Annotated in this window: 20 protein-coding genes and 1 tRNA gene; 10 read left to right on the top strand and 11 right to left on the bottom strand. The window is 65.5% G+C overall.

The window, feature by feature from the left end; genetic code table 11:
- Positions 1-25: 25 nt before the first annotated feature.
- The 7 genes from hutI to IFT60_RS23085 all read right to left on the bottom strand — a co-directional run bounded on the left by hutI (position 26) and on the right by IFT60_RS23085 (position 9,160).
- A complete protein-coding gene (hutI, locus tag IFT60_RS23115; protein WP_192056204.1) occupies positions 26-1,270 on the bottom strand; it encodes an imidazolonepropionase in 1,245 nt (414 codons plus the stop codon).
- Positions 1,263-1,874, bottom strand: a complete 612-nt coding sequence (locus tag IFT60_RS23110) for a HutD/Ves family protein (RefSeq protein ID WP_229511108.1) — start codon at positions 1,872-1,874, stop codon at positions 1,263-1,265. The genes hutI and IFT60_RS23110 overlap by 8 nt, the downstream gene beginning before the upstream one ends.
- A gap of 8 nt (positions 1,875-1,882) precedes the next feature.
- Positions 1,883-3,250: a formimidoylglutamate deiminase gene (locus IFT60_RS23105; RefSeq protein WP_192056199.1), complete on the bottom strand. Its 1,368-nt coding sequence runs from the start codon at positions 3,248-3,250 to the stop codon at positions 1,883-1,885.
- On the bottom strand, positions 3,247-4,035 hold the full coding sequence (hutG, locus tag IFT60_RS23100) for an N-formylglutamate deformylase (protein WP_192056196.1): 789 nt from the start codon (positions 4,033-4,035) through the stop codon (positions 3,247-3,249). The genes IFT60_RS23105 and hutG overlap by 4 nt, the downstream gene beginning before the upstream one ends.
- A gap of 19 nt (positions 4,036-4,054) precedes the next feature.
- Positions 4,055-5,602 (bottom strand): histidine ammonia-lyase, encoded by a 1,548-nt coding sequence (gene hutH / locus IFT60_RS23095; protein WP_192056194.1) that lies wholly within the window; start codon positions 5,600-5,602, stop codon positions 4,055-4,057.
- Complete coding sequence (gene hutU / locus IFT60_RS23090; protein WP_192056192.1) at positions 5,595-7,328, bottom strand: urocanate hydratase; 1,734 nt, start codon at positions 7,326-7,328, stop codon at positions 5,595-5,597. Before hutU ends, hutH begins: the two co-directional genes overlap by 8 nt.
- A 167-nt stretch (positions 7,329-7,495) precedes the next feature.
- Entirely contained in the window at positions 7,496-9,160 is a 1,665-nt protein-coding gene (locus IFT60_RS23085; RefSeq protein WP_192056190.1) for an amidohydrolase, read from the bottom strand.
- 142 nt (positions 9,161-9,302) lie between these two features.
- On the opposite strand from IFT60_RS23085, the gene bla reads away from it, so the two are divergent.
- The gene (gene bla, locus IFT60_RS23080; protein ID WP_192056188.1) at positions 9,303-10,157 is read left to right on the top strand and encodes a subclass B3 metallo-beta-lactamase; all 855 of its coding nucleotides are present in this window, start codon (positions 9,303-9,305) and stop codon (positions 10,155-10,157) included.
- A gap of 185 nt (positions 10,158-10,342) precedes the next feature.
- Here bla and ada read toward each other — a convergent pair whose 3' ends face one another.
- Entirely contained in the window at positions 10,343-11,422 is a 1,080-nt protein-coding gene (ada, locus tag IFT60_RS23075; protein ID WP_192056186.1) for a bifunctional DNA-binding transcriptional regulator/O6-methylguanine-DNA methyltransferase Ada, read from the bottom strand.
- 102 nt (positions 11,423-11,524) lie between these two features.
- On the opposite strand from ada, the gene hutC reads away from it, so the two are divergent.
- The 6 genes from hutC (at position 11,525) to IFT60_RS23045 (ending at position 17,331) form a co-directional block, all read left to right on the top strand.
- The gene (hutC, locus tag IFT60_RS23070) at positions 11,525-12,277 is read left to right on the top strand and encodes a histidine utilization transcriptional repressor HutC (RefSeq protein ID WP_192056184.1); all 753 of its coding nucleotides are present in this window, start codon (positions 11,525-11,527) and stop codon (positions 12,275-12,277) included.
- Between the two features lie 108 nt (positions 12,278-12,385).
- Positions 12,386-12,784: a response regulator gene (locus IFT60_RS23065; RefSeq protein ID WP_192056182.1), complete on the top strand. Its 399-nt coding sequence runs from the start codon at positions 12,386-12,388 to the stop codon at positions 12,782-12,784.
- Between the two features lie 389 nt (positions 12,785-13,173).
- Positions 13,174-13,500: a thioredoxin TrxA gene (gene trxA / locus IFT60_RS23060; protein WP_192056180.1), complete on the top strand. Its 327-nt coding sequence runs from the start codon at positions 13,174-13,176 to the stop codon at positions 13,498-13,500.
- A 170-nt stretch (positions 13,501-13,670) separates the two neighbouring features.
- The gene (gene rho, locus IFT60_RS23055) at positions 13,671-14,933 is read left to right on the top strand and encodes a transcription termination factor Rho (protein ID WP_192056178.1); all 1,263 of its coding nucleotides are present in this window, start codon (positions 13,671-13,673) and stop codon (positions 14,931-14,933) included.
- A gap of 288 nt (positions 14,934-15,221) precedes the next feature.
- Positions 15,222-15,491, top strand: coding sequence for a type B 50S ribosomal protein L31 (locus IFT60_RS23050; RefSeq protein WP_192056176.1), 270 nt, complete (start codon positions 15,222-15,224; stop codon positions 15,489-15,491).
- 118 nt (positions 15,492-15,609) lie between these two features.
- The gene (locus tag IFT60_RS23045; protein ID WP_192056174.1) at positions 15,610-17,331 is read left to right on the top strand and encodes an ArnT family glycosyltransferase; all 1,722 of its coding nucleotides are present in this window, start codon (positions 15,610-15,612) and stop codon (positions 17,329-17,331) included.
- A 16-nt stretch (positions 17,332-17,347) separates the two neighbouring features.
- Here IFT60_RS23045 and IFT60_RS23040 read toward each other — a convergent pair whose 3' ends face one another.
- On the bottom strand, positions 17,348-17,989 hold the full coding sequence (locus tag IFT60_RS23040) for an FxDxF family PEP-CTERM protein (RefSeq protein WP_192056172.1): 642 nt from the start codon (positions 17,987-17,989) through the stop codon (positions 17,348-17,350).
- Positions 17,990-18,171: 182 nt separating this feature from the next.
- On the opposite strand from IFT60_RS23040, the gene IFT60_RS23035 reads away from it, so the two are divergent.
- On the top strand, positions 18,172-18,753 hold the full coding sequence (locus tag IFT60_RS23035; protein ID WP_192056170.1) for a hypothetical protein: 582 nt from the start codon (positions 18,172-18,174) through the stop codon (positions 18,751-18,753).
- Positions 18,736-18,820: transfer RNA gene (locus tag IFT60_RS23030), tRNA-Leu, on the top strand. Before IFT60_RS23035 ends, IFT60_RS23030 begins: the two co-directional genes overlap by 18 nt.
- Positions 18,821-18,884: 64 nt before the next feature.
- Here the strand turns inward: IFT60_RS23030 and IFT60_RS23025 are convergent.
- Complete coding sequence (locus tag IFT60_RS23025; RefSeq protein ID WP_192056168.1) at positions 18,885-19,673, bottom strand: DUF2145 domain-containing protein; 789 nt, start codon at positions 19,671-19,673, stop codon at positions 18,885-18,887.
- 1 nt (position 19,674) lies between these two features.
- Positions 19,675-20,079 carry a hypothetical protein gene (locus IFT60_RS23020; RefSeq protein WP_192056166.1) on the bottom strand — a complete coding sequence of 135 codons (405 nt, stop codon included), beginning with the start codon at positions 20,077-20,079 and terminating at the stop codon, positions 19,675-19,677.
- A 231-nt stretch (positions 20,080-20,310) separates the two neighbouring features.
- Between IFT60_RS23020 and IFT60_RS23015 the strand changes: the two genes are divergently transcribed.
- Positions 20,311-21,066 carry a DUF4262 domain-containing protein gene (locus IFT60_RS23015; RefSeq protein WP_197986436.1) on the top strand — a complete coding sequence of 252 codons (756 nt, stop codon included), beginning with the start codon at positions 20,311-20,313 and terminating at the stop codon, positions 21,064-21,066.
- The last annotated feature ends 94 nt before the right edge of the window (positions 21,067-21,160 follow it).

The raw sequence follows: 21,160 nt of genomic DNA, 5'->3' as shown, positions 1-21,160 counted from the left end.
GTAGCGTTCGTTTTCCCTGGCGCCCTTATAGGCCCGCCGGCAAGCCCACATCGCGCGCGCGCATTACGCCGCCATTCACCACCGCCTGGCACGGATTGAAGCCGATCGCGTACGCCAGTTCGGCCGGGCGACTGATGTCCCATAGTGCAAAGTCGGCGCGTTTGCCCACCTCCAAAGTGCCGATCTGGTCTTGCAGGCCGAGCGCGCGCGCGGCGTTGATGGTGGCGCCCTGCAGCGCTTCGCGCGGGGTCAGGCGCCACAGGGTGCAGGCCATGTTCAGCGCCAGCAGCAGCGAGCTCATTGGCGAAGTGCCCGGGTTGCAGTCGGTCGCCACCGCCAGCGGTACGCCGGCCCCGCGCAGGGCGGCGATCGGCGGCGCCTGCGTCTCGCGCAGGAAGTAATACGCGCCCGGCAGCAGCACCGCGACCGTGCCGGCCCCGGCCATGGCGTTGATGCCGGCCGGGGTCAGGTGTTCCAGGTGGTCGGCCGACAGGCCACGGTAGCGCGCCACCAGTTCGGCGCCGCGCTGGTCCGACAACTGTTCCGCATGCAGTTTAACGGGCAATCCCAGCTTCTTTGCCGCCGCGAACACGCGCTCGGTCTGGTCATACGTAAAACCGATGTGCTCGCAGAAGGCGTCTACCGCGTCGACCAGCTTTTCCTTGACCAGCAGCGGCAGCATCCGTTCCGTCACCTCGGCGATGTAGTCGTCGGGACGGCCGCTGAATTCGGGCGGCAACGCATGCGCACCGAGGAAGGTCGTGCGCACCTTGACCGGCAATAATTCGCCGATGCGGCGCGCGGCGCGCAGCAGGTTCGCTTCGCCCTGCAGGTTCAGGCCATAGCCGGACTTGATCTCGACGGTGGTGACGCCCTCCGCCAGTAATTGCGACACGCGCGGTGCGCTCTGGCGCAGCAGGTCCTCGACGCTGGCGGCGCGGGTGGCGCGCACGGTGGCCATGATGCCGCCGCCATTGCTGGCGATGTCTTCATAGCTGGCCCCTTCCAGGCGCGCTTCCCACTCGTCGCTGCGGTTGCCGGCGTGGACGATGTGGGTGTGGCAGTCGACCAGGCCGGGCGTGAGCCAGGCGCCGTCGCAATCGTGGATGACGGCGGCACGGGGCGCCTCGCGCCGTGCGCCGACCCAGGCGATGCGGCCGTGATGCACGGCGATCGCGCCATCCCTCACTTCGCCATAGCCGTCGACCATCGTGGCCAGGTTCACGTTTGCAAACACCGCGTCGAAGCGCGGCCCGTGGCGCTCACTCATCTTCGTATTCCTCTTCCTCGTTGTAATAGAAAATATCGACAATGAAGATGACCGCCTGGTTGGCTTCGATCGACCAGATCGTGCCCGGATCGAACAGGACGGCGTCGTAGCGCACCATGTTGATGCGCTCGGCGTCGCTGGCGATCTCCAGGGTATCGCCCTCGGCCAGGAACATCAGCGTCAGGTCGGCGCGCGCGACGAAGCGCGATTTACCCGCCAGGCGCCGGCGGCCGAACTGGTGGTAACAGTGGTCGCTGCGCGTCATGACGTTGAAGTCGGTGGTAGGGCCGCGATTCAGTTTGGCCACCACTTCCGAGTCGCCGTCAAAAGCCAGCACCGGGCCGCTTTCGCAGATGATCACGCGTTCGCTGCCGTCGATATCGAGCGTCATGCCATGGCCGTCGACCAGCGCCAGCGTGCGGTCGACGCCGGGAAAGCGCGAAAACGGGCCGTCCTCGGAAATCGTGGCCAGGCTGACGCGCCAGTCGAAGTCCTCGAAGCCGGCCTCGGGCGGGCCGATCGCGATCGTCGTGGTGCTGCCGCCGCCGTTCTTCCAGGGGTAGGCCGACAGGCCGGCAAACGGAATCAAGATATTCATGCTCATTGCCTCGCTCATGCTGATACTTCACGCAACTCTTGAATGGCTTGCCGGTAGCGGCGTCCGATGGCTTCCTGCGCCATGTGGCGTCCGCCCTGCACGACCCAGCGTCCGCCGGCCAGCACGTCGCGCACCAGGTTGTCGTTGCCGCAGAATACCAGACGTCCCAGCACGTCGGTGTCGCGTACGCCGTCCAGGTTCGGATGCGTGGCGTCGAGCACCAGCAAATCGGCGCGGCGCCCCGCCGCCAGCGCGCCCACCGGACGCCCGGCCGCCTGGGCGCCGCCACCGAGTGCATCCTGCCACAGGTTGAGCGCCACGTCGCGCCTTGCCGGCGCGCCCACGATATTCCGGCGCTGATGTAGCAGGCGCTGGCCGTATTCGAGCCAGCGCAATTCCTCGATCGGACTTTGCGACACATGGCTGTCGCTGCCGATGCCCCAGCGCCCGCCATTGGCCAGGTAATCGCCAAGGGGGAACAGGCCGTCGCCCAGGTTCGCCTCGGTGCTCGGGCACAGGCCGGCCACGGCGCCGCTGCGTGCCAGGTTTCCCAGTTCCTTGTCGTTCAGGTGGGTCGCATGCACCAGGCACCAGCGCGCATCGATTTCCACTGCGTCGAACAGGTAGTCGACCGGCCGGCGCCCGCTGAAATCCAGGCTTTGCTGCACCTCGGCCTGCTGCTCGGCGATGTGGATGTGCAGCGGCCGCGCCTGCGGCAAGGCACCCATCAGCGCATGGATCTGGTCGATGCCGGCCGCCCGCAGCGAATGTGGCGCCGCGCCCACTTCCAGCTGGCCGCCGCGCAAGGGTTCGAGTGCTTCGACGATGCTTAGCACGGTGTCGACGTCGGTGTAAAAGCGTGCCTGCTCCGGTTTCAAGGGCTGGGCGCCGAAGCCGCTGTAGCTGTAGAGCACCGGCAGCAGGGTCAGGCCGATGCCGGCCTGCTGCCCGGCCGCGGCGACCCGCTCGGCCATCTCGGCCGGGCGCGCGTACATGTGCCCTCGCGGGTCGCGCTGGATATAGTGAAATTCGCACAGCGCCGTGTAGCCGTGGCGCAGGCATTCGGAAAACAGCTGGGCCCCGATCGCCTCCACCTGCTCCGGCGTGATCTGCGCGGCGAAGCGGTACATCAGGTCGCGCCAGGTCCAGAAGCTGTCCGGTCCCTCTCCCACCCGTTCGGTCAGGCCGCCGAGCGCCCGTTGAAACGCATGCGAATGCAGGTTGACCATGCCCGGCACCACATACTCGGCGCGCGCCACGCCGATCGGCGGCCGCGCCTGCGGCTGCACCCGCGTCAGGGTACCGCGCGCATCCCATTCGACCAGCACGTCGCCCTGCCAGCCCTCGGGGAGCAAGGCATGGCGCGCGAACAGGGCATTCATGCGCGCACCCAGTCGAGCGCAGCCTTCATCATGTCGTGCAACAGCGGCTGGACGCCGGCCGCGACTTCGGGCCGGTAGGCAAACGGCGCGGTTTCGTCCATGTACAGGCACTGGCACATCTCGAGCTGGATCGCGTGCACGCCCTCGTTCGGCTGGCCATAGAAGCGGGTGATGTGGCCGCCTTTGAAGCGGCCATTCACGGCGATGCTGAAGCGGTCCTGGGCGCGCGCTACCCCCACCACCGCATGCTCCAGGCCCGGATCGCACGACCTGCCCTCGGCGGTCCCGAAATTCAGGTCCGGCAGGCGGCCCTCGAAAAAGCGCGGCACTTGCGAGGCGATCGAATGCGCATCCCACAGCACCACGCGCCCGTGCAGCGCCAGCAAGCGCGCCAGTTCGGCGAGCAACTGGTTGTGGTACGGACGCCAGTAGCGCTCCAGGCGCCGCTGCACTTCTTGCTGGTCCGGCACGCGCCCTTCCTGGTACAGGCTGTCGCGTCCGAAGGTATCGACCGGGCACAGGCCGGTCGTGTCCAGGCCCGGGTACAAATTCGTGTTTTCGGGCGGGCGGTTCAGGTCGATCACGTAGCGCGACCAGCGCGCAGCCAGCGTCGAGATGCCGAGGCGGTCGGCGCAGTCGTAGAGTTCGGCCAGGTGCCAGTCGGTGTCGGCGGTGGCCAGCGCGCAGGGCGCCATGTGCGCGGCTACCTCGTCGGGAATGTCGGTGCCCACGTGGGGCATCGACAGCAGCATCGGTGCGTCGCCTGCCTTGAACCGGAAATCCATGAAGACTCCTGTTTACATATTAAGGGTGGAGGACTGCGAACAACTCCTTGCAGGACGCGGACAGCTCGCCCTGAATCACCATCTGGCGCGCCGCCTCGATATCCGGCGCAAAGAAGCGGTCGGCGTCGAACGGCGCCACCCGGCGCCGCAGCTGCGCATGCACGTGCTCGAGGTGGTCGGAACTGGCCAGTGGGCGGTGGAACTCGATCCCCTGCCCCGCCGCCAGCAGCTCGATCCCGACAATCACCGCCGTATTGTGCGCCATCTGGTCGAGGCGGCGCGCGGCAAAGGTCGCCATGCTGACGTGGTCTTCCTGGTTGGCCGACGTCGGCAAGCTGTCGACGCTGGCCGGATGCGCCAGCGACTTGTTTTCCGACGCCAGCGCCGCCGCCGTCACGTGGGCGATCATGAAGCCGGAATTCAGGCCCGGCTCGCGCACCAAAAAGGCGGGCAGGCCGGACAGGTTGGCGTCGATCAGCAGCGCAATGCGGCGCTCGGCCAGCGCGCCGATTTCGGCAATGGCCAGCGCCAGCGTGTCGGCGGCAAAGGCGACCGGCTCGGCGTGGAAGTTACCGCCCGAAACGATCGCGCCATCGTCCGGAAACAGCAAAGGATTGTCGGTCACCGCATTCGCCTCGATCAGCAGCGTGCGGCTGGCGTTGGCGACGATATCCATTACGGCGCCCATCACCTGTGGCTGGCAGCGCAGGCTGTAGGGGTCTTGCACGCGCTCGTCGCCGACCAGGTGCGAGGCGCGGATGGCGCTGCCGGCCATCAGTTCGCGGTAGATCGCCGCCGCCGCGATCTGGCCGGGCTGGCCGCGTACCGCGTGGATGCGCGCGTCGAAAGGCGCGTCGCTGCCGCGCGCGGCGTCGACCGACAGCGCGCCGGTGACCATCGCCGCTTCCACCAGGCGCTCGGCCATGAACAAGCCATGCAGGGCAAGCGCGGTCGAGACTTGCGTGCCGTTGATCAGCGCCAGGCCCTCTTTCGCGGCCAGGGTGACCGGTTCGATGCCGGCCATGGCCAGCGCTTCGGCGGCATCCATGATGCGGCCCTGGTAACGCACCGGGCCGACGCCGAGGATGGCGAGGGTCATGTGCGCCAGCGGCGCCAGGTCGCCCGAGGCGCCGACCGAGCCCTGGACGGGAATCGCCGGCATGAGTCCGGCGTTGTAGATGGCGATCAGGGTGTCGATGATGACCGGACGAACGCCCGAATAGCCGCGCGCCAGGCTGCCGATCTTGGTCAGCAAAATCAGGCGCACGACCGGGTCCGCAATCAATTCTCCGGTGCCGACCGCATGCGACAGGATCAGGTTGCGCTGCAACTGCTCGAGTTGGTCGTTCGGAATGTGGGCCTTGGCCAGGATGCCGAAGCCGGTGTTGATGCCATACGCCGGATCGCCCTTGTCGACGATGGACTTCACCAGTTCGGCGGAGGCGGCGATCGGTGCGGCGGCGCCCGCCGCCAGCGTGATCGGGAAGTGGGAAGCCCAGGCCGCGCGCAGGTCGGCAAGGGTCAGGGCGCCGGGTTGCAGGGTCCAGCCGTGGTGGGATTCATTCATCGGTGCTGCCTCTATTGATCATCGGGAGATTCAAACCGGTGCGCTCGGCACAGGCGATGGCGGATTCGTAACCGGCGTCGGCATGGCGCATCACGCCCGAGCCGCTGTCGTTGACCAGCACGCGCGCCAGGCGTTTGGCGGCGGCGTCGGTGCCGTCGGCCACGATGACGACGCCGGAATGCTGCGAGTAGCCCATGCCGACGCCGCCGCCGTGGTGCAGCGAGACCCAGGTCGCGCCGCCGGCGGTATTGAGTAATGCGTTGAGCAGCGGCCAGTCGGAGACGGCGTCGGTACCGTCGCGCATGCTCTCGGTTTCGCGGTTCGGGCTGGCGACGGAACCGGTATCGAGATGGTCGCGCCCGATCACGATCGGCGCTTTTAACTCACCCGTGCGCACCATCTCGTTGAAGGCGAGGCCGGCCAGGTGACGTTCACCGAGCCCGAGCCAGCAGATGCGTGCGGGCAGGCCCTGGAAGGCGATCCGTTCGCGCGCCATGTCGAGCCAGCGGTGCACCTGCGCGTGCTGCGGGAACAGTTCCTTGATCTTGGCGTCGGTTTTATGGATGTCTTCCGGGTCGCCCGACAGCGCCACCCAGCGGAACGGCCCGCGCCCCTCGCAGAACTGCGGGCGAATGTAAGCTGGCACGAAGCCGGGGAAATCGAAAGCATTTTGCACGCCCTCGTCGAGCGCCACCTGGCGGATGTTGTTGCCGTAGTCGACCGCATGGGCGCCCAGTGCCTTGAAGTCGAGGATGGCTTGCACGTGCCTGGCGCACGACGCGGCGGCGGCGGCTTTCAGGCGCGGGTGCTGCGCCGGATCGGCTTGCGCCGCCTTCCACTCCTCGACCGTCCAGCCCTGCGGCAGGTAACCGTGGATCAGGTCGTGCGCCGAAGTCTGGTCGGTGACGAGATGGGGCACCAGGCCGCCGGCGCGGGCGCGGCGCACCAGTTCCGGCAGTACGTCGGCGGCGTTGCCGAGCAGGCCGATCGAGACCGCCTCGCGTTTATCCGTGTGCTCCTTGATCAGGGCGATGGCATCGTCGATGTCCTTCGCCTGCTTGTCTAGGTAGCGCGTGCGCAGCCTGAAATCGATGCTGCTTTGCTGGCATTCGATGTTGAGCGACACCGCGCCGGCAAAGGTGGCGGCCAGCGGCTGGGCGCCGCCCATGCCTCCCAGGCCGGCGGTCAGGATCCAGCGTCCGCCCCAGTCGCCATCGAAATGCTGGCGCCCGGCTTCGGCAAAGGTTTCGTAGGTGCCCTGCACGATGCCCTGGGTGCCGATATAGATCCAGCTGCCGGCCGTCATCTGGCCGTACATGAACAGGCCTTTACGGTCGAGTTCATTGAAATGCTCCCAGTTCGCCCACTTCGGCACCAGGTTCGAATTCGCCAGCAGCACGCGCGGGGCGTTTTCGTGGGTCTGGAATACGCCGACCGGCTTGCCGGACTGAATCAATAAAGTCTGGTCGTCTTCCAGGGTGCGCAGCGAAGCCAGGATCTGGTCATAGCACTCCCAGTTGCGCGCGGCGCGGCCGATGCCGCCGTAGACCACCAGGCGCTGCGGGTCTTCGGCGACTTCGGCGTCGAGGTTGTTTTGCAGCATGCGGTAGGCGGCTTCGGTCAGCCAGCTCTTGCAGCTGAGCTCGGTGCCGCGCGGGGCGCGGATGCTGCGCATGGGGTCGAAGCGGGGATCGAAGCGTGGATCGGCGGACGGGGCGTGGGTCATGGCGGCTCCAGAGACAGGGAAAGTGCGCGGTAAGCGCGCACCGGAATTCACAGAGTCTAGGTTGTCTATACAACAGCGTCAATCCATTTTGTCAGGCTGTGGCCAGATCAACCGGCTCGGGTCGGGAGCCGGTAACGATCACCGCGTGGACGGGAAACCCGTCCACCCTACTTTGTAAAAACCGCCTTGCCCGCCACCCAGGTCTGCAGCACGCCCGTCTTGTAAATGTCGTAGGTCGACACCTTGAACAAGTCCTGGTCGACCACGATGAAATCGGCCCATTTTCCAGGCTCCAGCGAGCCTAAGCTGTTTTCGGCATGCCCCGCATAGGCTGCATCAAGCGTGAAGCAGCGGAACGCTTCCTTCAGGGACATCGCCTGGTTGGGATACCAGCCGGCAATCGGTTGACCGGATGCATCCTGGCGCGTGACGGCTGCGTGGATGCCGAAGAACGGGTTCGGCGACTCGACCGGGAAGTCGGAACCGCAAGCGATGCGCGAACCCTGGTGCAGGAAGGTGCGCCAGGCGTAGGCGCCCTTGATGCGTTCAGGGCCGACGCGGCTTTCCGCCATGTTCTTGTCCGAGGTGGCGTGGGTCGGCTGCATCGACGGGATGATGCCCAGCGTTTTGAAGCGCACGATGTCGGCTGGCGTCACGACCTGCGCGTGCTCGATCCGGTGGCGCTGGGCCGCGCTCTTGGTCACGCCCAGTTCCTTTTTATAGATGTCGAGGATTTGATGGTTGCCGGCATCGCCGATCGCGTGCACGTTCACCTGATAGCCGCGCGCCATCGCCTTTTTCATCATCGCGTCCATCTGCTCCAACTTGTAGAACAGCAAGCCGTGCGAATGCGGTTCGTCGCTGTAGGGCTTGATCAGGGCGGCGCCACGGCTGCCCAGGGCGCCGTCCGAATACAGTTTGACGGCACGCAGGGCGTACATGTCGTTGCCGTAAGTTTTCAGCGGGCCATTTTTCGCCAATGCGTCGAAATCTTTTTCAGTGCCGCCGATCATGCCGTAGATGCGCGCAGTCAGTTTCCCCTGGTCCGCATAGGCGCGGTACAGGCGGTCTTCCGCCACGCCCAGGCCGGCGTCGTGGGTGCTGGTGACGCCGACGCGGGCCAGGGCGCCGAGGGCACGATCCAGCGCCACGCGCCCTTCGGCTTCGGTCTGCGCCGGCAAGACCTTGGTCACCAGGTCCTGCGCCGCGTCGACCAGCACGCCAGTCGCTTTACCGTTGGCGTCGCGCATGATCTTGCCGCCGGCCGGGTCCGGGGTTTTATCGGTGATGCCGGCCGCTTCCAGGGCGCGGCTGTTGGCCCAGCCGGCGTGGCCGTCGACGCGCTCGAACCAGACCGGCTTGTCGCTGACCACGTTATCCACGTCCGCAGCGCTCGGGAAGCGGCCCAGCTTCCAGTTTTCCTGGTTCCAGCCGCGTCCGCGCAGCCAGGCCTGGTTCTGGTTCGCGCGGGCGTAGTCGCCGATCGCCTTCAGCGCGCCTTCGAGCGAGGTCGTCTGCGACAGGTCGAGCTGCGTCAGCATCTGGCCCAGGCCGAACACGTGGCCGTGGGCATCGATCAGGCCCGGCAGCACGGTCTTGCCCTGCATATCCACCTGGCGCGCGCCCGGCGCCTTTGCCGCCACGTCGGCAGCCGTACCGACGGCGAGGATCTTGCCCTTGTCGTCGAAAGCGAGCGCGGCGAACTGCACCAGGTCGCCCTTGGCGTTCAGCGTGTAGCCGTTTGCGTTCACGATGACCGTGTCGGCTTGCGCACCGAAGGACGCCAGGGCGGCAAGGACGAACGCTGAACACTGCTTGAGGCTGGACTGCATGGACTCTCCGTTTATTAAATAAAAGCAAAACATCAGTGTAGCGAAGTCCTTCCGGCTTGGACATGCCCGGCCACCTTCCCTGCCTGTTTTTTCGTTATCATTTCACGAAAGCAATCGTCATCCATCCACCCTGGGAATCCCCGTGAAACGTCTCGCCCTGTTTGCATCTGTTCTGCTCGTCACCGCCCCTGCCCTCGCCGCCGAATGGGAAGGGCCGCAGGATCCGTTCCAGCTCTACGGCAACAGCTACTATGTCGGTACCGCGGGCCTGAGTTCGGTGCTGATCACCTCGCCCGCCGGGCACATCCTGATCGACGGCGCCAGTCCCAAGGCGGCGGTGCAGATCGCCGCCCACATCCGCCAGCTCGGTTTTAAACTGGAAGACATCCGCTACATCCTGACCTCGCACGAGCATTACGACCACGTGGGCGGCGTGGCCGAACTGCAGCGCTTGAGCGGCGCCACCGTGCTCACCAGCCCGGCCGCGCAAGCGGTGCTCGAGACCGGCAAGCCGAACAAGGGCGACCCGCAGTTCGGCAACCTGCCCGACATGACGCCGGTCGCCTCCGTGCGCAGCGTGCGCGACGGCGAGTCGGTCTCGCTGGGAACCCTGTCAGTCAAGGCGCATTACACGCCGGGGCATACACAGGGCGGCGTCAGCTGGACCTGGCAGGCGCTGGAAAACGGCCGCACGGTGAACATGGTGTATGCCGACAGCCTGACGGCGATCGCCGGGCCGAACTTCCGCTACAGCGGCGATGCGCTCTACCCGAACGCCAAGCGCGACATCGAGCGCTCGATCGCGCGCGTGGCGGCGCTGCCCTGCGACATCCTGGTGACGGCGCACCCGGATGCCGGCGGGCTACTGGAAAGGCAAGCCAAGCAGAAGCAGCTCGGCAACGCGGCTTTTGTGAATCCGGGGGCCTGCGTGGCGTATGCCGATGCCGGGCGCGAAAAGCTGGCGCAGACGCTGGCGCAGGAGGCGGCGAAAAAATGAGGTTTGTCTTCGCGTTGTGACGATGCCAAACATGCAGAGGACGCCGCGCAGACCCGTAAGGTGGGCGGCTTTGCCGCCCACGCGTTCAACGCACAGGTGAATAACCGCGCATCGTTATACAACGGATAGTTGAACGCGTGGGCGGGGGACCCGCCCACCTTACGGGTCAAGCACAACGTGTGCGCTCATTTGCGCGTTGCGTCTTTTTCACGCGCGATCAGCGCCGCTTTGCGCTCGATCCCCCAGCGGTATCCCGATAAACCGCCATCGGTGCGCACCACCCGGTGGCAGGGAATCGCCACCGCCACCGGATTGGCCGCGCACGCCCCGGCCACCGCGCGCACCGCCGCCGGTGCGCCGATGCGTTGCGCCAGTTCGGTATAGCTAACCGTCTCGCCGGCGGGAATGGTGCGCAAGGCGGTCCACACCCGCTGCTGGAAGGCGGTGCCACGCACGTCCAGCGGCAAGTCCAGGCCGATGCGCGGCGCTTCCACCAGGCCGACCACCTGCGCCACCTGTTGTTCGAACCCGGCGTCGGCGCCGATCAGCCGCGCCTTGGGAAAACGGTCCTGCAGGTCGCGCAGCAGCAGGTCGGGATCGTCGCCCAGCAGCACCGCGCAGATGCCGCGCGAAGTCGCTGCCACCAGGATCGCGCCGAGCGAGCAGGCGCCCACCGCGAAGCGGATCTCCTCGCCGGCGCCGCCCTTCCTGAAACTGGCCGGCGCCATGCCCAGCATCGCCTCGCTGCCGGCATAAAAGCGCGAACTCGAGTTGAAGCCGGCCGCGTACAGCGCGTCGGTGACGGTGTTTTCCTGGCCCAGGGCGGCGCGCACGCGGGCAGCCCGGCGCGCCGCGGCATACGCTTTCGGCGTCACGCCGGCATGGGCTTTGAATACGCGCTGGAAGTGAAAGCGGCTCATGCCCACGGCGTGCGCCACCGCGTCGAGGTCGGGCGCGTCGTCTGCGGCATCGAGCAGGCGACAAGCCGCGGCCACGGCCTGTGCCTGGCGCTCGGCCAGTGGCGGCTGGTCGGGTTTGCAGCGCAAGCAGGGGCGAAAGCCGGCCGCTTCGGCATCGGCGCAGCTGGCGTGGAAGGCAACGTTGGCGCGCAAGGCGGGCCGCGCGCCGCACGAGGGGCGGCAATAGACGCCGGTGGTGCGTACCGAATAATAAAAGACGCCGTCGGCGCCAGGGTCGCGCGCTTGCACGGCGGCCCAGCGCGCCTCAAGGCTGGCAAATGGTGCGGCGATGGTCTCGATCTTCATGGCGCATGTCCGGTAATGGTGGATAGCGTTATCCTCGCACCGCACACGCGGCTGCGCATCTTGCTGCTTGCTTTCGAATTCGCGATAGAATCGGCACATTCAATGGTCATCAATTATCGCCTTTCGGAGAGCAGCTTGAACGAATCGAGCGCGCAAGCGAGCACCCCCATTTTCCAGCAGATCAAGGACTACCTGGTCGGCGAAATCGCCACCGGCCGCTGGAAGGAAGGCGACCTGGTGCCGTCCGAGCAGGCCCTGGTGCGCCAGTTCGGCGTCTCGCGCATGACTGTCAACCGCGCCGTGCGCGAACTGACCGCCGAGCAGGTGCTGACCCGGCGCCAGGGCTCGGGCACCTTCGTCGCGCCGCGCAAATACCAGGCGACCCTGGTCGAGATCCGCAACATCGCCGACGAGGTACGTGCACGCGGCCACCGCCATGCCAGCCGCCTGCATGTGCTGGAAGGCGCGCCGGCGGCCGAGGCGCTGGCGCTGCAGTTCGAACTGGCGCCGGGCGCCCCGCTGTTCCATTCGCTGATCGTGCATTTTGAAAACGAGGTGCCGATCCAGGTCGAAGACCGCTGGGTCAACCCGGCCTGCGCGCCCGCCTACCTGGAGCAGGATTTCGGCAGCATCACCCCGAACGAGCACCTGATGGCGGTCGCGCCGCTGCAAGGCGCCACCTATAGCCTCGAGGCCTCGGGGGCGCCGCGCGAAGTGACGGAGCTGCTCGGCATCGACAGCCGCACCCCCTGCCTCGTGCTCAAGCGCAAGACCACCTCGGGCGGCCGCGTCGCCTCGGTGGTCACCATGTGGCATCCCGGCCACCTGATCCAATACACGGGCAGTGTCGGCTGACTGGACACGGCTGGCCTATGCCGACAGAATATTTTGAACACGACGTGCCATGTACGTCTGTTCTCGCACATAATCGCTGCCAGTAAATAATTCTGCGGAACCATTTGTATGAATAACTTCGCCGTGTCTGGCGATGGCCAGCCGCCGCGCGTGCTGGTGCTCGACGACGACCGTTTCATGCTCGAGATGTTGAAAGACATGCTGCACACCATCGGGGTGCGCGCGGTGTACACCGAAGCCAGCACGCGGCATGCCTTGTCGACCCTGGCCGAAGAAGGGCCCGACGTGCTGATCTGCGACTTGGCGCTGCCCGACATGGATGGCATCGAATTCCTGCAGGCGGCGGCCGAACGCGGCTTTCGCGGTGGCGTGATCCTGCTCTCGGGAATGGATTCGGGGGTGCGCGACGCGGCCGGCGAACTGGCGCGCGTGCTCGGCTTGCACGTGGCGGGCATCTTCCGCAAGCCCATCGCGCTCGACCAGTTGCGCGCGGCGTTGGCGCGCTAGGAAAGCACTTAGAGTCTATTCCAGTAGGCCGGAGTCGCTGCGAGCGCGTATGACAAGCGGGTGCTGCGTTGCTCGTCGGTTACATGGCCCGCCATGCGCCCTCCTCGCGCCTTGCCCGCGCTTGCCATCCATCACTCGCTGCTTCCTCCGGCCCACTGGAATAGACTCTTAGATTTTGTACAAACGCCCGAACACTTTTGAGAAAAATAAGGTATTATTCGGCCTAAATCCCCCGCCTGACGTCCTCCAGACGCCCTTCCATATATTGAGTTCGCGCGCATTGTCTCCACCTTTGCGTTGCAACCAGCCGTATCAGTAACCGGAAGCCGGACGACTGCCAACGGAACGGCATGAGTCTCCAGGCGTACCTTGATCCCTTTGAGGAAAACATGAGCGAAAACATTAAACACATCAGCGATGCTTCTTTTGACACCGACGTGATCAAGTCCGATCTGCCGGTACTGGTCGATTTCTGGGCCGAGTGGTGCGGTCCGTGCAAGATGATCGCCCCGATCCTGGAAGAAGTCGCCAAGGAATACAACGGCAAGATCACGATCGCCAAGATGGACGTCGACGCCAACCAGGCCGTGCCGGCCCAGTTCGGCATCCGCGGCATCCCGACCCTGATCCTGTTCAAGAACGGCGAAGTCGCTGCGCAAAAAGTCGGTGCCTTGGCCAAGGGCCAGCTGACTGCCTTCATCGACAGCAATATCTAATAACTAAAAACCAAAGACGCATAGCGGCGGCAGCGCGCCCGCACTGCCGCCATTGTCCGGACGGGAATCCGGTCGGCTCCGGCCGCTTCCCAACCCGACGCAGTTTCTTTAACTAACCCACGCAGTTCCCTCCCCTACCTTTATTTCCCGTCACGGGACACCCACACAACATGCACTTATCTGAACTGAAGGCAATGCACGTCTCCGCGCTGCTGGAGATGGCCATCGGCCTCGACATCGACAACGCAGCGCGCCTGCGCAAGCAGGAACTGATGTTCGCGATCCTGAAGAAACGCGCCAAGTCCGGCGAACAGATCTTCGGCGATGGCGCCCTCGAAGTCCTGCCTGACGGCTTCGGCTTCCTGCGCTCGCCCGATGCGAGCTACATGGCATCGACCGACGACATCTATATTTCGCCGTCGCAGATTCGCCGCTTCAACCTGCATACGGGTGACTCGATCGAAGGTGAAGTGCGTACGCCGAAAGATGGCGAGCGTTACTTTGCCCTGGTAAAGGTGGACAAGGTCAACGGCGAATCGCCGGAAGCCTCGAAGCACCGCATCCTGTTTGAAAACCTGACGCCGCTGCACCCGAACGAGCCGCTGCGCCTCGAGCGCGACATGAACGGCGCCGAAAACATCACCGGCCGCATCGTCGACCTGATCTCGCCGATCGGTAAGGGCCAGCGCGGCCTGCTGGTGGCCTCGCCGAAGTCCGGCAAATCGGTCATGCTGCAGCACATCGCCCACGCGATCACTTCGAACCACCCCGACGTGACCCTGATCGTCCTCCTGATCGACGAGCGTCCGGAAGAAGTGACCGAGATGCAGCGTTCGGTGCGCGGTGAAGTCGTCGCCTCGACCTTTGACGAACCGGCCACCCGCCACGTGCAGGTTGCCGAGATGGTGCTGGAAAAGGCCAAGCGCCTGGTCGAAATGAAGAAGGACGTCGTGATCCTGCTCGACTCGATCACCCGCCTGGCGCGCGCCTACAACACCGTGATCCCGGCTTCGGGCAAGGTGCTGACCGGTGGTGTCGACGCCAACGCGCTGCAGCGTCCGAAGCGTTTCTTCGGCGCCGCCCGTAACGTCGAAGAAGGCGGTTCGCTGACCATCGTCGCGACCGCCCTGATCGAAACCGGCTCGCGCATGGACGACGTCATCTACGAAGAATTCAAGGGCACCGGCAACATGGAAGTGCACCTCGAGCGCCGCCTGGCCGAGAAGCGCGTCTACCCGGCCATCAACCTGAACAAATCGGGCACCCGCCGCGAAGAGTTGCTGATCAAGCCGGACCAGCTGCAAAAGATCTGGATCCTGCGCAAGCTGCTGTACTCGATGGACGAGATCGAAGCGATGGAGTTCATCCTCGACAAGATGCGTGCGACGAAGACGAATATCGAGTTCTTCGACATGATGCGCCGCGGCGGGTAATTACCGTTAAAGCATCGATGAGGGCAGCTGCGGCTGCCCTTTTTTATTTGCGCAACCGGTACGCAGCGTTTCGGCGGGCATGCCCGCCCTACGTTATTTTATTTGCGCAACCGGCGGGCATGCCCGCCGATAAACGTCACAACCACCCCGCGGTTGCCACGAACCCGCAACCGTTTTATAATCGTCGGTTCAGCAGTACTCACCCAGGCAAGTGAGCGGCAATCGGGTCACGAAGCAGGACGACCGACGAAGTGCTGTTTGGCTACCAAATAAACCCAAGGCAGAACCATGAAAACCGAAACCCATCCAGATTACCGCGAAGTCGTCTTCCACGACGTGTCGTGCGACTTCAAATTCATCACCCGTTCGACCATCAACACCCGCGAAACGATCAACTTCGAAGGTAAAGACTACCCGCTGATCAAGATCGAAGTCTCGGCTGAATCGCACCCGTTCTTCACCGGCAAGCACAAGATCGTCGACACCGCTGGTCGCGTCGAGAAGTTCCGCCAGAAGTTCGGCGCCGTCGGTTCGAAGACCTCGGTCGCGAACGGCTAAGCAAGACCCGCCTGGGAGCCTCGCGCTCCTACGCAAGCTCAAGAAGAAGCCGGTTCCCGGCTTCTTTTTTTTTCGCCGCTATACTAGCGCGACATTCATTCCAGCACCTGACTTATCGATGAAACCAGTCCGCCTCCCCGCCGCCGCCACGCTGGCCCTGCCGCGCTGGGCCTTGTTCGCGCTCGGCCTGCTGTATATCCTGCCGGGCCTGATCGGCCGCGATCCGTGGAAGGACGACGCCGGCAGCTTCGGCATCATGTGGACGATGGCCAGGGGCGGCCCGAGCGACTGGCTGTATCCGAATATCGCCGGCCTCCCCGCGCTGGAAGACGGCCCGCTCGCGTTCTGGCTCGGCGCCGTCTGCATCAAACTGTTCGGCTGGCTGCTGGGCGACGTGCTGGCCGCGCGCGTGTCGAACCTCGGCATCTTCGTGATGGGCGGCATGTCGCTTTGGTACACCGCCTTCCACCTCGGCCGCCGCCCGGAAGCGCAGCCGCTGCGCCTGGCCTTTGGCGGCCAGCCCGAACCCGACGCCTATGGCCGCACCCTGGCCGATACCACCGTGCTGGTCTACCTCGGCTCGCTCGGCTTGCTGCTGTACAGCCACGAAACGCTGGCCGTCACCCTGCAGGGTTCGCTGGTGGCCTATTTCCTGTACCGCGCGGTGCGCTACATCGAGACCGCCAGCGTGCGCAATGCCGCCCTGGTCGGCCTGTCGCTGGGGGCGCTGGCGCTCACCCGCGGCCCGCTGTCGCCGCTGGCGCTGCTGCTGGCGTTGTTGCTGTGCACACAGCTGTTCCACATCCCGGCCGGCAACGCGCTGCGCCACATGGCGCTCGCCGCCGCCGCCGCCGTGGCCGTGACCCTGGTGTGGATCCTGCCGGCCAGCCTGGTGCAACCCTACGGCCAGTCGCCAATCGCGCAGTGGTTCGGCTCGAACGTCCACCAGTTTGCCCTGCCGGGCTGGGCCTCGATCAAGGCCTTCTTCCGCGTCGGCGTCTGGTTCTTCTGGCCGGCCTGGCCGTTTGCCGGCTGGGCGATCTGGGCCTGGCGGCGCCAGCAAAACATGCTGCACATCGTGCTGCCGCTGACCTTCCTGGGCGCCCTGACCGCGCTGTTCCTGTGCGACCCGACGCCGGAAAACGGAGATTTACTGAAACTGCTGCCGCCGCTGGCCCTGATGGCCGCCTTCGGCCTGCCGACCATGAAGCGCGGCGCGATCAACGCCATCGACTGGTTCTCGGTGATGGCCTTGACCACGCTGGCGGCGCTGGTCTGGCTGTTCTGGATCGCCAAGCTGACCGGCTGGCCGGCCAAGCTGTCGCACAATGCCTTGAAGCTGGTGCCGGGTTTTACGCCCGAATTCGGTATCGTCGCCTTTACGGTGGCCGCCGCCGTGTCGATCGGCTGGATCTGGCTGGTGCGCTGGCGCGTGTCGCGCACGCGCACCGTGCTGTGGCGCGCGGTGGTGCTGTCCTCGAGCGGACTGATCCTGCTGTGGGTGCTGCTGATGACCCTGTTCCTGCCGGACCTGAACTACAGTAAAAGCTACGCCGGCGTGGCGCAGGCGATCGCCGCCAAGCTGCCGCACGACGCCGGCTGCATCGACACCAACGTTGCCCCCGCCCAGCGCGCCTCGTTCGCTTATTTCGGGCGCCTGCCCTTCGCCGGCATGGAAGGCGGGCAATGCGATTACGTGCTGCTGCAGGATAGCGTCAAGACCCGTGGCGAACGCGACCTCACCCGTACCTGGGGCACGCGCGGCGGCACGCTGCTGTGGGAAGGCCGGCGCGCGTCCGACCGCGACGAACGCTTCCGCCTGTACCGGCGCGCGCCCTGAGCCGCAACCGCTCCGGTCAACCAGAAGCCGCCCCATCCGGGCGGCTTCGCTTTTCGGGAACGGCCAATGGCAAGCCGCGCCGCCAGGCCAGCGCGCCGCCGCCCAGCAGGCCCGCCAGCAGCAGCGCATAGGCGGGCGCGTCCGGTATCGGCGACACGGTGAGGTCGGCGCCGAAGCTGCCGCCCGTGCTCCCCACGACCTGTCCATCCACCCGCAGCGCGTACGACCCGCTGGCCAGGTTCAAGCCCGTCAGCGCCCAGGAATCGACCGGATTATCGCCAAACCCGGTCAAATCGATCCCCGCCACCGCGTTGCCGATGACGGCCAGCGTTTGCGGGTCGTAACGGAACAGGGAAAAGCCGGTAATCAGTAAATCCTTCGAGCCTGGCGAATCGAGGAAGGCGGAAGTGACCGAGGCGCTGGCATCGAAGGGGGTGCCGGCCACGGCAAACGTGAACAGGTCGGTGAAGCCGCTCCCGCTTTGCGCGCCTGTAAATGTGTCGCCGAAAAAGGCATTCAGGCCGCCGGACCCGTCGGGCACGGTGTCCAGCGCGACGCTGCGCTCGATCACCTGCGCCTGCGCCTGCGGTGCGCCCGCGAGGGCGGCTGACAGGATGGCTGCAAAGATGGCGCCCGGCACGATCAATGGTCGTTTCATGGTCCCTCCATTGGCGAGTTGCAACGGTTCGGTCATGTCGACGTGCAAGCATCCAGGGCGTGCCCGGCCTGGACAACGACCCCGTCCGGTCCTTGTGTCACGTCAACTCCAGGGCGCAAGCGAGGCCGACAATGGCCAAAGCGCCTTGCCGATCCCGAGCCGCCCCCTTAAGAGGAGACAACATGAAAAGCGTAATGTTCTCGGAAATCGTACAGGCGCCCCGTCACGCCGCCCTGCGCGGCCTGACCCCGCTCACCGCCTACGGCCTGACGCTGGCGGTCGGCACCCCGCTGCTGGTGCTGGCGCTACGTGCCGCTTTCCCCGACGCCCCCCTCGCCATCATCGTGCTGCCGGTGCTGGCAGGCATCGCCCTGCCCCTGTGCGCCAGCGCCCCCGGCCGGCTCGACATCAGCACCCGCTTCGACGCCTGCCACATGCGCGCCACGCTGGGCAGCGCCCTGGGCGAGATGGGCTTTATTGAAACCAGTGCCGGCCCCGAGCGCATCCGCTACGTCAAGGCCGGCGCCGGCCCTTGGCGCGCCCAGGCGGTCAGCGTGCGCATCCGCACCCACGCCCTCGAAGTCACCGGCCCGATCCCGACCCTGCGCACCCTGCAGGCGGCGCTGGCGGGCACGGCGGCCAGCAACCCGGTGCCCGTGCCTGCTCCCGCCGCACGCCGCAGCGATCTTTCAAACCGGGAAACTGTTGCCGCTGCAATGCAAATCAGCGATAATGCGGAGCGCGTTGCCGGGATGGCGGAATAGGTAGACGCACGGGACTCAAAATCCCGCGCCGCGAGGCGTACCGGTTCGATTCCGGTTCCCGGCACCAAGCACGAATACAAAAAACCCGCGTTCTTCACTGAAGAACGCGGGTTTTTGCATTCTGGCGCCGGTTAATCCACCACCAGCGTCTTCATCTCCCCATCAACCGCCCGCACCAGCTGCCTTACCGCATCCGTCGTCACGGTATCGATCTGCCCCGCCATCCTCCGGTCGAACGGATGGTCGTCGAACGCCACGTTCGCGCGGAACATGCGTCCGCCCAGGCGCGTCGAAGCGGAAATGGCGAGCGTGGGCGGCTGGAAGCGCATGCCTTTCAGCCAGGCTTGCGCCTCTTCCCTGGTCGCTACTTCACCCGGCGGTGCACTGGCGGCAGCGACGTTTTCCAGCACCCACTGATTCGAGTTCTGGTACCGCGTCGAATATACGTAGGCCACCATGTTGTAGCGCGCCTCGTGCAGGCGCAGGGGCGTGCGCGTGGTGAACAATGCGGCCAGCCGTTCCTGCAGGGCGTTGCCGGGAATGATTAATTGCGCCTCGAAGCGGTGCAAATCGGTCAGGAAAAAATTGCCCATGCCCTCGTAGTAGAGGCCCGACGCGTCCGTGCCGCAATCGTTGAGTTCATGCACGACCGTCCAGCCCCCGCGTGGATGGTCGCGCACGGCGATGCCCATGTGCGAATAGCGCAGGCCGTAGCGGCTCAAGTCCTGGCCGGCGCGCGACACCAGCGCCACGCGCGCGCCGCTGGCGTCGAGCGCCTGCACGGTTTGCCGCGCCAGCTCCATCGAGCGGATGACCTCGTTCGGCGTCAGCGGCTTGTCGGCGCAGGCCTGGCCTGCGTAGGCCGCCGGGGCACAGGCCAACAGCAGCACCGACAACAGCGTCGGCAGCAGCCGTCGCATCTCAGATCGCCCGCGCATGGTGCAGCAATCCTTTACCCGCCTCGTTCGGCAGGAAGGCGATGGCCCGGCCCGACATGACCAGTACCTGGCCGGTGGAAACAGTGACGACTTCCAGCACGGTGCCGGTGGCGATCGACAAGCCGCCGACGGCCGCGCTCGACAAGCGGACCGTGGCGCGGCTGGCGTCGGCCGCGCCTTCCAGCACGACCTCGAGCCCGTCGCCCACCGTGCGCGCGCTGGCGACGACCACGCTGCCGGCGGCTGCCACCGTCAGGATCGAGCCGATGACGACGACGCCGGAGAGGTTGGCGCTGGCCTGCGATGGCGTCGACGGTCCGCCAGCCGCGTGTGCACCGCCGCAGGCAAGCGCAAGGCTGAGCAGGGAAGCGAAAGGGATGCGTTTCATGGGACCTCCGTGATTGGACAGGCGCATCCTGTCAAACCCTGTATTGCCCGGCAACAGCGGACAATAAAGTGCTGCCAGGCGGGCGTCGCGGTAGCGCGCCACGCTACCAGGCGCTGGGCAAGGCAGTCGTTTCGCCCGCATCCAGTTTTATAAAAAAGACCATGCCGATTCCGTGCAGCACACTTTATAGTGTGCGCACGGACACATCATTAAACTGATACTGGAACAGTTTTGACGACAACACATACCCATTCTTTCCCAAACTGGCCGTTTTCCGATGCCGTCGATGTCCTGACGTATTCGACCTCGAAAGTTGTCCACCAGCGCTTTCCGATCTTGCAGGTTGCACACGATTGGGATGGCAACTGGCAGTTCCTCGATGCGACGACCGAGGAGCCCGGCGATGGCGTGCTGCTTTGCCTGGGATGCGTCTACGAACGCGACAGCACGCTGGCGGAAATCAGCGATTTGCCGCGCGGCTGGGGCGCCTTCCGGCCGCATGTCGGCGCGCAATGGGAACGTTGGGAAAAACCGCCTGAAGCCGATCCGCGCGAAGAGAAGGCGCTATCCGATATTGCGGCCTACGGCCTGCACATCATCAATGTCAGCGCAACCGAGGAATCGCCACCCTTTTCCTATTCGCTCGGCATCGAACAATCGTTGGGCATGCCCGAACTGATCGTGGTCGGGCTGCGCGCCGAAGTCGGGCAAGCGGCGATCAATGCCTGCTACGAACAGATGCAGGCGGGAACCGTGATGGCGCCCGGAACCCGCGTTGCCGACTTGCTTGGCGGCGGCTTCGAATGCCTGATCGGCGAGGTTTCCGACGCCAGGCGCAAAGAATACATGGGCTGGACATCGTGGCTGTACAAGGAAGCGGACTTTCGTGCCTGGCAAATCATTTTCCCGAGTACGACGGGTGTATTTCCGTGGGAACCGCAGGCCAGTGACTGGTTCAGGGACTGGCAGCCGCTATTGGCCGACTAGCCGGCTACGTCCTTTCACCGGCGGCGCGTGCAACGCGCGCCCCCCCGGGCAGCCTGTGCTTATCCGGATGGTGGCAGCTGCGCGACAAATTCGC

This window comes from Massilia sp. CFBP 13721, from assembly GCF_014842025.1.
In the GTDB taxonomy this organism is placed as follows: Bacteria; Pseudomonadota; Gammaproteobacteria; order Burkholderiales; family Burkholderiaceae_D; genus Telluria.
Note: the sequence above shows the minus strand (reverse complement) of the source record. Positions and strands in the feature narration are given on the sequence as shown.